The following is a 12,058-nucleotide window of genomic DNA, read 5'->3' on the forward strand; positions in this document are numbered from 1 at the left end:
AAACTTTCTTAAATTTAACATAATTAAATTTAATGAACTTTTAAATATTGATGTTTTAAAAGAATATATTGATTTTTGATAATAATATAATATGAGAAGAAAGCTTACCCTTAAACAAATAGCAAAAGAGATGGATGTTTCTATTGCAACGGTGTCTAAAGCCTTAAGAGATAGTTCAGACATTGGATTAGAAACAAGAGAGAAAATTCAAGCCTTTGCTAAGTTGTATAATTACAAGCCAAATAACATAGCTTTAAGTCTCAAAAACAGAAAAACTAAAAATATAGGGGTTATTATTCCTGAAATTGTGCATCACTTTTTTACTACCGTAGTTAGTGGAGTAGAAAGGGTGGCAAATAAAAGAGGGTACAATGTTATTGTATGCTTGTCTGATGAATCTTTTGATAAAGAGGTGATAAACATGGAGATGCTTGCCAGTGGTAGTATTGATGGGTTTATTATGTCGCTTTCTAAAGAAACACAAGCCAAAAAAGATTTTCACCATTTAAAAGAAGCTATTAATCAGGGGATGCCATTGGTGTTGTTTGATAGGGTAGCTGAAGAAATTTATTGTGATAAAGTGGTAATTGATGATGCTCAAGGAACCTACCGTGCAGTGAACCATTTAATAGATACAGGTTGCAAGCGTATAGCCCTTATTACCACTGTAGATTATGTAAGTGTGGGTAAACTAAGAACCCAAGGCTACTTAAACGCTATAGAGGATGCAGGTTTTGAGATAGATGAAAACCTTATCATAAAAATTGAGGATACCGAAGATTGTGAAGAACCTATAAGAAACCTGTTTGAAACCCAAGAGTTTGATGCAATTTTTGGGGTGAATGAAACCTTTGCTGTTAGTGCTATGCGTGAGGCACAAGTACGCGGACTCAAAATTCCTGAAGATGTTTCTGTAATTGGTTTTACCGATGGTATTTTGTCTAAATACTCTTACCCGCGTATGTCTACCATCAATCAGCATGGGGTAGAAATGGGAGAAAAGGCGGCAGAAATGCTTATTGATAAATTAGAAGAAGTAGAAGAAGACGAATACTACCGTACTGAGGTAGTGAAATCTAGCTTAACCATAAGAGAATCAACAAAAAAGATTTCTTAACATTTTCCATTCAGAAAAAAGTTCTATCTTTGTGGCATCGAAACTTATATATATTTCATTTCTCACCGTATTAAGTTTTGATAAGCAAAGCGCTTATCGTAATGTTTAATAATTTTTACGATAGTCTTCTGCGTGCTTTGGTCGCATACAGATTACCTTCTGTAAAACAATTTTCATAAATACAGATGAAAAAGCGTCATTTGAGTTTGTGGGATATTATTAGTATGAGCTTTGGGTTCTTAGGTATCCAGATGGGATTTGCCTTGCAAAATGCTAATGCTAGTAGAATCTTACAAAATTTTGGAGCAGATGTACATGAACTGTCTTGGTTCTGGATTGTTGCTCCCGTTACCGGTTTAATAGTTCAGCCCATAATAGGTCATTATAGTGATAATACCTGGACCCGATTAGGTCGTAGGAAGCCTTTCTTTTTGACTGGTGCTTTACTAGCAGCTGTAGGTTTAGTTTTAATGCCTCAGGCAGACTTGTTTATTTCTATTATGCCTGCTCTTTGGGTAGGGGCTGGAATGCTTGCCATTATGGACGCCTCTTTTAATGTGGCTATGGAACCTTTCAGAGCTTTAGTAGCAGATTGTTTGCCTTCTGATCAACGTACGCTTGGATTTAGTGTGCAGACAATATTAATTGGTATAGGAGCTGTTGTAGGTTCTGTACTTCCTTATATATTAACCAATTGGTTTGGAGTGTCTAATGTTCAGGTTAGTGGCGCAGTACCTTTAAATTTATTATTATCATTTATTGTAGGTGCCGTTGTATTGGTGGGCAGTATAATGGTTACCATTTTAAGAACCAAGGAATACTCTCCTGAAGAATTAGCTCAATTTGAAGAGAATACTAATGAAGAACCTATAGTAAAGGAAGAGAAACCTCGTTTATCAGATATTTTTACCGATTTTGGAAATATGCCTGCTACTATGAAACAGTTAGGAGCAGTGCAGTTTTTTAGTTGGTTTGGGTTATTTGGTTTGTGGGTTTTTACCGTTCCTGCTATTGCACATCACATATATGGGCTTCCTATTACAGATACAGATAGTGCCACTTATAATGAAGCTGCAGATTGGGTAGGTGTTCTTTTTGGAGTCTATAATGGTGTTTCAGCAGTATTTGCTTTTTTATTGCCAGCTATTGCTAAAAAAGTAGGACGTAAAACTACACATACTATTTGCTTATTGTTTGGAGCGCTTGGTCTTATCTCTGTTTATTTTATGCCAGATGAAAATTGGTTGATACTTTCAATGGTTTTTGTAGGTATTGGTTGGGCTAGTATTTTGGCTATGCCTTATGCGATACTTTCAGGAGCTATACCAGCCAAGAAAATGGGAGTATACATGGGTATTTTCAATTTCTTTATTGTGATACCACAAATTTTGAACGCACTAATTGGTGGTCCATTAGTAGAGTGGGCTTACGGAGGTAATGCTATCTATGCCTTACTTACGAGTGGAGTTTCTTTAATCATTGCTGCAATACTAATGCGCTTTGTTAAAGATGAAGATGATACAGCAATACAAACCAAATAAAAAATTCATGAAAACTTTAGGACTCATTTTTGACCTTGACGGGGTAATTGTAGATACAGCTAAATTCCATTTTTTAGCATGGAAAAAGGCAGCAGAAGAAGTAGGTTTTGAACTTACAGAAGAACTGAACGAGAAATTAAAAGGGGTGAGTCGTGTAGATTCACTAAACAAGATTTTAGAATGGGCAGGTGCTACTGTTTCTCAAGAGAAATTTGATGAAATGGCGGCTAATAAAAATGCTGATTATCTAACCTATGTAGATAAAATGACTGCAGATGATATTCTTCCGGGAGTAGAATCATTTATTAGAGAGGCTAAGGCTAAAGGGTATCCTATTGCTTTGGGTTCTGCTAGTAAAAATGCACCAAGAATATTAAAGCACGTAGGTATTTTTGACCTATTTGACACCATTGCAGATGGTAATAGTGTAACCAAAGCAAAACCAGACCCTGAAGTATTTCAGGTGGCGGCTAAAGCTTTGAATGTACCGTATGCGCAATGCGTAGTATTTGAAGATTCTGAAGCCGGAGTAGAAGCAGCTAATAACACAAATATGCTATCTATAGGTTTAGGAAGTAAAGATGTACTTATAGAAGCAGATCATGTTTTTGGAAGTTTTACAGAAATTACACTGGAATTTATTGAAACACAAGCAACAACAAATACATAACAACAACAAAGATGAATCAGGATTATATCATACCAGATAACTGGTCTATTATAGAAGAGGGCTTTGAGCCGGAAAGAGTTTGTTCTTCCGAGAGCCTTTTTAGTATAGGAAATGGTGCTATGGGACAGCGTGCCAATTTCGAGGAATACTATTCCGGGAACACCTTTCAAGGAAGCTATATAGCTGGAGTTTATTACCCAGACAAAACCAAAGTTGGTTGGTGGAAAAATGGATATCCGGAGTACTTTGCTAAAGTATTAAATGCACCAAACTGGATAGGGATTAATGTGAAGGTGAATGGTGAAATGCTGGATTTGAATACCTGTACATCGGTAACTGAATTCCGCAGAGAATTAAATATGAAAGAAGGGTGGCACAACCGTACTTTTAAAGCAACAATGCCTAACGGTATAGAGCTTAAAGTAGATGCGCTACGTTTCTTAAGTTTACAAGAAGATGAAGCAGGAGCTATTAAATATAGTGTTACCCTTTTAAATAGTGATGCAGAGGTTACTTTAATACCGTATGTAGATGCGGGTATTGAAAATAAAGACACCAACTGGGAAGAAAAATTCTGGGAGCCTTTAGCGGTTAACGAGAATGGGGTAAGAGGTTTTGTAACAGCACGTACGTTAAAAACCAAGTATACCGCTTGTACTTTTATGAGTAATAGTATTACTGTAGATGGAGAAGTAAAAGAGCTTACACCAGTTGCTGAAGCCACTAAAGATTTATTAAGTCATACCTACACTACTAGTGTTGCTAAAGGTAGTACCGTTAGCATCTATAAATTTGCAGGGTATGTAACTTCTATGAACCATGAAGTAGAAAAGTTAGAAGAAGCTGCTAATGCAGTTTTAGATACAGTTACCACACTTGGTTTTGACGGATTGTTACAAACACAAAAAGATGCATGGGCTAAAGTTTGGGAAATGGCCGATATTACCATTGATGGTGATGTAAAAGCACAACAAGGTATTCGTTTTAACATTTTCCAATTAAACCAAACCTACACAGGGGCAGATGACCGTTTAAATATTGGTCCGAAAGGATTTACAGGTGAAAAATACGGGGGAAGTACCTATTGGGATACCGAAGCGTATTGTATACCTTTCTATATGGCAACAAAAGATGAAAATGTTGCGCGTAGCTTACTAAAATACCGTTACAATCAGTTAGATAAGGCTATTGAAAATGCAGGTAAATTAGGGTTTACTAACGGAGCTGCATTATACCCTATGGTAACCATGAACGGAGAAGAATGCCACAATGAGTGGGAAATTACCTTTGAGGAAATTCACCGTAATGGGGCTATTGCATTTGCTATTTTTAACTATGTACGTTACACAGGAGATTATAGCTATGTACCAGAAATGGGCTTAGAGGTATTAATTGCTATTGCACGTTTTTGGCACCAAAGAGCTACGTTTTCTACCAACCGTAACAAGTATGTTATTTTAGGGGTTACCGGACCAAATGAGTACGAAAACAACGTAAATAATAACTTCTACACTAATTATTTAGCACAGTGGTGTATTAACTACGCTGCGGAAAATGTTGCTAAGATTAAAGAAGAGTATGGAGACGATTATGCTCGTATTATGGAGAAAGTAGCCTTAACAGATGCCGAAATTTCGGAGTGGAAAAAGGTAGCTGATAATATGTATTTCCCATATTCTGAAGAGCACAATGTATTCTTACAACAAGATGGTTTCTTAGATAAGGAATTAATTACCGTAGCAGATTTAGATAAGAGTCAAAGACCAATTAACCAGAAATGGAGTTGGGATAGAATTTTACGTTCTCCATATATTAAGCAGGCAGATACGTTACAAGGATTCTATTTCTTTGAAGATCAGTTTAGCAAAGAAGATTTAAAACGTCACTTTGACTTTTACGAGCCATTTACAGTACACGAAAGTTCATTGTCGCCATGTGTTCACAGTATTCAAGCTGCGGTATTAGACAGAATGGAGCAGGCATATACGTTCTATTTAAGAACCTCTCGTTTAGACTTAGATGACTATAACAAAGAAGTACACGAAGGGTTACACATTACCTCTATGGCAGGTACTTGGATGAGTGTTGTAGAAGGTTTTGGAGGAATGCGTGTAAAAGACGGTATGTTGTCTTTTGAGCCTAAAATTCCGGCACAATGGAACGGATATACGTTTAAAGTAAACTTTAGAAACCACGTATTGAAGGTAAACGTTACACAAGGTGGAACTACTATTACAGTAGACGGAGATCAAGATCTTACCATTTTGTTAAACGGTGAAAAAGCTACTGCTAAGGCAGCATTAAAAACAATATAAATTTATCTATGAAATATTTAGCAATTATTTGGTGTACTTTGTTTTTGGTTACAGCAGGAGTAGCTGCTCAAGAACTTACATCGCCTAACGGAAACTTTACTATGGAGTTTACTGTGTTAGCAGATGGTACACCAACGTATCAATTAAGTTACAAAGACCAAGAGGTTATTAAAACCAGTAAACTTGGTTTAGAGCTTAAAGATGATGCACAATCTCTTTTAAACGGATTTCGTGTAGCCGATACGGAAACTGCTAGTTTTGATGAGACTTGGACACCTGTTTGGGGAGAAGAGTCTGAAATTAGAAATCATTACAATGAGCTAGCAGTTACCTTAAATCAAACTGAAACTGATAGAACCATGATTGTTCGATTCCGTTTGTTTGATGAAGGATTAGGATTCCGTTATGAGTTTCCACAACAAAAAAACTTGGTGTACTTTGTTATTAAAGAAGAGCGCACTCAGTTTGCTATGACAGGAGACCATACAGCACTTTGGATTCCGGGTGATTATGATACACAAGAATACGATTATAACAAATCTAAACTTTCTGAAATTAGAGGAAAGTTTGATGCTGCTGTAACGGGTAATGCTTCACAAACTCAGTTTTCTAAAACAGGGGTGCAAACCGCTTTAATGATGAAAACCGATGCAGGTTTATATATTAACCTACACGAAGCAGCCTTGATTAATTATGCGTGTATGCATTTGAACTTAGACGACAAGAATATGATTTTTGAGTCGTGGTTAACACCAGATGCAAGAGGCGATAAAGGACATTTACAAGCTCCTTGTAAAACTCCTTGGAGAACGGTGATGGTAAGTGATGATGCTAGAGATATTTTAGCTTCTAGAATTACCTTAAACCTAAATGAACCAAATGCTATTGAAGATACATCTTGGATTCACCCTGTGAAATACGTTGGGGTTTGGTGGGAAATGATTACAGGTAAAAGCTCTTGGGCATATACCAATGATTATCCATCAGTGAAGTTAGGTGAAACTGACTTTGAAAATGCGAAACCAAACGGTACGCACGCTGCTAATACAGCGCATGTAAAAGAATATATAGACTTTGCTGCAAAGCATGGTTTTGATGCCGTATTGGTAGAAGGTTGGAATGTTGGTTGGGAAGACTGGTTTGGTCATTCTAAAGATTACGTATTTGATTTTGTAACGCCTTATCCAGATTTTGATGTAGAAGGAATTCATGAGTACGCAAAATCTAAAGGAGTGAAAATGATTATGCACCACGAAACTTCGGGTTCTACAAGAAACTATGAGCGTCATATAGATACTGCTTATCAGTTTATGAATAAGTATGGGTACGATGCTGTTAAAAGTGGATATGTGGGAGATATGTTGCCAAGAGGTGAATATCACTACAGCCAATGGATTAACAATCACTATCAATATGCTTTAGAAAAAGCGGCAGATTATCATATTATGGTAAATGCTCATGAGGCTGTACGCCCAACAGGTATTTGCAGAACGTACCCTAACTTAATTGGGAATGAGTCTGCGAGAGGTACCGAGTACCAAGCGTTTGGTGGGTCTAATGCAAACCATGTTACTATTTTACCATTTACACGTTTAGTGGGTGGGCCTATGGATTATACTCCGGGGATTTTTGAAATGGATATTGAGAAATTAAACCCAGATAACCATTCGCATGTAAACAGTACTATTTGTAATCAGTTGGCGTTATACGTTACCTTATATAGCCCATTACAAATGGCAGCAGATTTACCAGAGCACTACAATCAATTTATGGATGCGTTTCAGTTTATTAAAGACGTAGCAGTAGATTGGGAGCAAAGTGTATATGTAGAAGCTGAACCGGGAGATTATGTAACGATTGCCCGTAAAGCTAAAAATTCAGGAGAATGGTTTGTTGGTAGTGTGAACGGATATGACAAACGTACCTCTGAAATTAAGCTAGACTTTTTAGAAAAAGGTAAAAAGTATGTAGCTACTATTTACAGAGATGCTAAAGATGCACATTATAAAACCAATCCGCAGGCTTATGAAATTGATACCAAAACGGTGAAAAGCAATTCAAAATTAAAAATTGATGTTGCGCCGGGTGGAGGATATGCAATAAGCATTGTAGAGAAGAAATAATTTTTAAAGACAGGCTACCGTTGGTTGTCTGTCTTTTTTAATAGTATTCGTATCGCTAATCGATAGTAATACTATTCAGTAATCAGTTTAAACATACACATATGAATTTTAAAATATACAATCTATTTGTGCTTTGCATGTTGTTAGCAACAGTAGCAGTAAATGCTCAGATAGAAAAAGTAGAGCCGCCATTTTGGTGGGAGGGGATGCACCGTAGCAGTGTACAAGTAATGGTATACGGAGAAGATATAGCTACCTTAACGCCAGAGGTTAGCAATGTTACCGTAACTGCTATAACAAAAACAGAAAACCCAAACTATGTATTTTTAACATTAGATACAAAAGGGTTGCCAGCAGGTAATTATCCTATTCAGTTTAAAAAGAAAAACAAAGTAAAAACAACTTATAACTTTGAGTTAAAAGAGCGTAGAGAAGGGTCTGCTTACCGTAAAGGTTTTGATAGTTCTGATATGATTTACTTAATTATGCCAGACCGCTTTGCTAACGGAAATCCTGATAATGATACTATGGAAGCCGTGGTAGAAAAAGGAAACCGTGACGATTTGAATGGTAGACATGGTGGAGACATTGCTGGGGTTATTGAGCACTTAGATTATTTAAGTGAATTAGGAGCTACAGCACTTTGGAGTACACCTTTATGTGAAGATAATGACAAAGCTTATTCATACCATGGGTATGCGCAAAGCGATGTGTACAAAATAGACCCACGTTACGGTACTAATGAAGAGTACGTGCAGTTAGGTAAAGAGTTGCACAAACGAGATATGAAATTGATTTTAGATTATGTAACCAATCACTGGGGATTAGAGCACTGGATGATTCAGGATTTACCAACCTATGATTGGATTCACCAATTCCCTGGGTATGCACAATCTAACTACAGAATGTCTACACAAATGGACCCAAATGCTGCTGCGGTAGATGCTAGATATTGTATGGATGGATGGTTTGTACCTACCATGCCAGATTTAAACCAATCAAATCCGTTAGTAGTAAACTACTTAATCCAGAATGCTATTTGGTGGGTAGAGTATGCAGACTTAGATGGGTTTAGAGTAGATACCTATTCGTATAACGATAAAGAAGGTATTGCTAAATGGACAAAAGCTGTAATGGATGAGTATCCTAACTTTAACATTGTAGGAGAGGTTTGGTTACATGACCAAGCACAAATTGCATACTGGCAAAAAGATAGCCAAATAAGTGCTATACAAAGCTATAATACTTATTTACCATCGGTAATGGATTTTACGTTACATGATGCTATGAGTGCTTTTGGTAAAGAGCATGCAGGTTGGTTTGATGGAACTATTCAGTTCTATGAAAATTTTGTAAACGACTTCTTGTATCCAGATGTAAACAATTTATTGGTGTTTGCAGAAAACCATGATACCGACCGTTTTAACCAACGTTTTCAAAATGTAGCAGACTATAAATTAGCAATGACTATTATAGGTACCGTACGTGGTATACCACAATTATATTATGGTTCTGAAATAGGAATGGCAGGAGATAAAGGTAAAGGAGATGGAGATATTCGTAGAGACTTCCCTGGCGGATGGGCTGGCGATACCAACAATGCCTTTACTGCAAACGGGCGTACAGCTGAGCAAAATGAATACTTTGACTTTACTTCTAAGTTATTTACTTGGAGAAAAGATGCAGAAGTTATTCATACAGGTAAAACTACACAATACATTCCGCAAGATGATGTGTATGTATACTTTAGATACAATGAAGAAGCTACTGTTATGGTGGTAGTAAACAATGCTAAAGATGCACGTACGTTTAACTTGAACAGATTTGCTGAGAACATCAAAGGGGCTACTAAAGGTACCGATGTAATTAGTGGAAAAACAATGGATGTGGCAGCAGAGACCATGACTATTGAAGGGAAAACTTCATTTGTTTTAGAATTGAAGTAGTTAACTTAATATAACGATATTTAGTAATGAAAAAAATAGTTTTAAGCTTAGTAATGCTTGCATTTTTAGCTTCATGTAATGAAAATGCAAAGCCAAAGGAAACTAAAACAACTGAAGAAACTGAGGTGTTAGCTCCTATTTCTGATAGTGTATTGGAAACGGCTACCATTTACGAAGCTAATATTCGTCAGTATTCAGAAGAAGGTACATTTGATGCCTTTACAAAAGATATTCCGGCGCTTAAAGAAATGGGGATAGATATTATTTGGGTTATGCCTATTTATCCTATTTCTAGCACAAAAAGTAAAGGGAGTTTAGGTAGCTATTATGCTATTACAGACTATACTAAAGTAAACCCTGAGTTTGGTACGCTAGAAGATTTTCAGGAGTTGGTAAAAACAGCACATGATAATGGTATTTATGTAATTTTAGACTGGGTGGCTAACCACACAGGTTGGGACCATGTTTGGATTACAGAGCACCCAGATTATTATACACAAGATAAAGATGGAAACATTGTAGACCCGTTAAACCCTGAAACAGGTGAATCTTGGGGATGGACCGATGTTGCAGATCTTAATTATGATAATAAAGCGATGCGTAAAGAAATGACAGAGGATATGGCTTACTGGATTAAAGAACAACATATTGATGGTTTCCGTTGCGATGTTGCTGATAATGTACCTACCGATTTTTGGGAAGAAGCAATTCCTGCATTAAGAGCTGAGAAAGATATTTTTATGCTTGCAGAATCTGCGAAAGCAGAATTGGTACCTGCTGGGTTTGATATGCTGTACAATTGGCCAGGGTTACACACCATGAACGATATAGCTAAAGGAGAAAAAACTGCAGATGCTTGGAATGCCTTAAAGGCAGAACAAGATAGTACATATGCTAAAGGCACTATGTTTATGAACTTTATTACCAACCATGATGAAAACTCATGGAATGGTACTGTGTTTGAGCGTTATGGTGATGGTGTAGAAACTTTTGCAGCTTTGGAGTATATGACGCCTGGAATGCCTTTAATTTATAGCGGACAAGAATATGATATGAACAAGGCTTTGTTGTTTTTTGAAAAGGATACAATTAATAAAACCAAAGGAAAATTTTATCCTATTTACGAAAAGCTAAACAAGTTAAAAGCTACACACCCTGCCCTAAACGGTGGTAAAAATGCGGCTGCCTATGAAGTGTTACCTACTACTGCCGATGCAAAAGTATTAGCATTTAAACGCAGTAAAGAAGGTGATGAAGTGTATTACATAGCCAATTTAACAGCAGCACCTGTAACCGCTAAAGTAGATTTAGAAGGTAATTTTACAGAGTATATGTCTGGTAAACCTATACAAATGGGAGCTACTGCCTTAGAGTTAAAACCATGGCAGTACATGATTTTGGTTAAATAAAATAGAAACGTACTTTTCCCCCTTAACACATTATTTATAATGTAAAACGCAACCTAAGAGTTCTTGGGTTGCGTTTTTTTATTGTCTTAACTATTTAACTGCCGTATTACGTTGCCTAAGGCTATTTCGTTTTGTTTGTTACTTTCTAATGCTACAATATTGGCTTGTATAAAGGCTACAAACAATTCATCTAATTGGTTAGAATGGTTGAACCTTTTACGCATTTTTCGGTTTTTATAGAAGGTTCTTAAACTATGTATAGGTCCCCAAGGGATACCCCACCATCCTAAAAAGAAAGTGTGTATGTTGGCACTTCTGTGTAAGCCATCTAAGCAGTTAGAACAACCTATTTTTGGTTTATTAGTTCGGTGTGTTATAATAATTGCACTGGTAGTTTTACGTACCATGGTTACGTTGTTCTTAGCCGTTTTAGAGTTACAATAAGGGCAAGGCATTTTACTTAAAAGCTCGTAGTATGCTTTGTAATCTTCTTCAGTAATTGGTTTTCTAACAATATCAATAGCTTGAATTAGGTGGTCTCCTAATTTTCTGCGAGTAATCTCTGATTTTAAAATTTCTATCACCTCATCAGGTAATTCTTTCGCATCGTTTTCTGCAATGCGTAACAGTTTAGTGTTAGAAAAACGTTGGTAGTTGTTTCTAATTTCTTGTAAGCTCATATAGTGGTTACGGTTGGTTTATACATAAGCAATATACATTTATTTATCAAAATTCGCATAAAAATAAAACCAAGCGTTTCGTTTTTTCGTAGATAGAATGTAAAGCGGTTAAGCATAGATTTAAGTTATCACACTTAACATATATAACGATACGTAAGTTCATTACAGATTGCCCCTGAAAAACGGAGGGTTGGTACTACAAGTTGGTCCAGCCCTTTTTTTATATTGGTATGTTATTTTTTAACTAAATAGACTAT

At 36.4% G+C, this 12,058-nt stretch carries 8 protein-coding genes; 7 read left to right on the forward strand and 1 reads right to left on the reverse strand.

Annotation, left to right across the window (positions count from 1 at the left end):
* Nucleotides 1-91 precede the first annotated feature (91 nt).
* The 7 genes from Y10_RS04545 (at nucleotide 92) to Y10_RS04575 (ending at nucleotide 11,121) form a co-directional block, all read left to right on the forward strand.
* Nucleotides 92-1,117 carry a LacI family DNA-binding transcriptional regulator gene (locus tag Y10_RS04545; protein WP_281764177.1) on the forward strand — a complete coding sequence of 342 codons (1,026 nt, stop codon included), beginning with the start codon at nucleotides 92-94 and terminating at the stop codon, nucleotides 1,115-1,117.
* 185 nt (nucleotides 1,118-1,302) lie between these two features.
* Nucleotides 1,303-2,658 carry an MFS transporter gene (locus tag Y10_RS04550; RefSeq protein ID WP_281764178.1) on the forward strand — a complete coding sequence of 452 codons (1,356 nt, stop codon included), beginning with the start codon at nucleotides 1,303-1,305 and terminating at the stop codon, nucleotides 2,656-2,658.
* A gap of 7 nt (nucleotides 2,659-2,665) precedes the next feature.
* The gene (gene pgmB / locus Y10_RS04555) at nucleotides 2,666-3,328 is read left to right on the forward strand and encodes a beta-phosphoglucomutase (protein WP_281764179.1); all 663 of its coding nucleotides are present in this window, start codon (nucleotides 2,666-2,668) and stop codon (nucleotides 3,326-3,328) included.
* A gap of 11 nt (nucleotides 3,329-3,339) precedes the next feature.
* A complete protein-coding gene (locus Y10_RS04560) occupies nucleotides 3,340-5,643 on the forward strand; it encodes a glycoside hydrolase family 65 protein (protein ID WP_281764180.1) in 2,304 nt (767 codons plus the stop codon).
* An 8-nt stretch (nucleotides 5,644-5,651) separates the two neighbouring features.
* The gene (locus tag Y10_RS04565) at nucleotides 5,652-7,766 is read left to right on the forward strand and encodes a glycoside hydrolase family 97 protein (protein ID WP_281764181.1); all 2,115 of its coding nucleotides are present in this window, start codon (nucleotides 5,652-5,654) and stop codon (nucleotides 7,764-7,766) included.
* Nucleotides 7,767-7,867: 101 nt separating this feature from the next.
* Nucleotides 7,868-9,712: a glycoside hydrolase family 13 protein gene (locus Y10_RS04570; protein WP_281764182.1), complete on the forward strand. Its 1,845-nt coding sequence runs from the start codon at nucleotides 7,868-7,870 to the stop codon at nucleotides 9,710-9,712.
* 26 nt (nucleotides 9,713-9,738) lie between these two features.
* Entirely contained in the window at nucleotides 9,739-11,121 is a 1,383-nt protein-coding gene (locus Y10_RS04575) for an alpha-amylase family glycosyl hydrolase (RefSeq protein ID WP_281764183.1), read from the forward strand.
* 86 nt (nucleotides 11,122-11,207) lie between these two features.
* Here Y10_RS04575 and Y10_RS04580 read toward each other — a convergent pair whose 3' ends face one another.
* Nucleotides 11,208-11,801: a hypothetical protein gene (locus tag Y10_RS04580; protein ID WP_281764184.1), complete on the reverse strand. Its 594-nt coding sequence runs from the start codon at nucleotides 11,799-11,801 to the stop codon at nucleotides 11,208-11,210.
* Between the last annotated feature and the right edge of the window lie 257 nt (nucleotides 11,802-12,058).

Origin of the sequence: Neptunitalea lumnitzerae (genome assembly GCF_027924185.1) — a bacterium.
GTDB classification, from domain to species: domain Bacteria; phylum Bacteroidota; class Bacteroidia; order Flavobacteriales; family Flavobacteriaceae; genus Neptunitalea; species Neptunitalea lumnitzerae.

What these genes read in the sequence shown, in the direction of transcription:
- Y10_RS04575 (WP_281764183.1), top strand. Translation starts at nt 9,739, where the DNA reads ATGAAAAAAATAGTTTTAAGCTTAGTAATGCTTGCATTTTTAGCTTCA.
- Y10_RS04570 (WP_281764182.1), top strand. Translation starts at nt 7,868, where the DNA reads ATGAATTTTAAAATATACAATCTATTTGTGCTTTGCATGTTGTTAGCA.
- Y10_RS04580 (WP_281764184.1), bottom strand. Translation starts at nt 11,801, where the DNA reads ATGAGCTTACAAGAAATTAGAAACAACTACCAACGTTTTTCTAACACT.
- Y10_RS04565 (WP_281764181.1), top strand. Translation starts at nt 5,652, where the DNA reads ATGAAATATTTAGCAATTATTTGGTGTACTTTGTTTTTGGTTACAGCA.
- Y10_RS04560 (WP_281764180.1), top strand. Translation starts at nt 3,340, where the DNA reads ATGAATCAGGATTATATCATACCAGATAACTGGTCTATTATAGAAGAG.
- Y10_RS04550 (WP_281764178.1), top strand. Translation starts at nt 1,303, where the DNA reads ATGAAAAAGCGTCATTTGAGTTTGTGGGATATTATTAGTATGAGCTTT.
- pgmB (WP_281764179.1), top strand. Translation starts at nt 2,666, where the DNA reads ATGAAAACTTTAGGACTCATTTTTGACCTTGACGGGGTAATTGTAGAT.
- Y10_RS04545 (WP_281764177.1), top strand. Translation starts at nt 92, where the DNA reads ATGAGAAGAAAGCTTACCCTTAAACAAATAGCAAAAGAGATGGATGTT.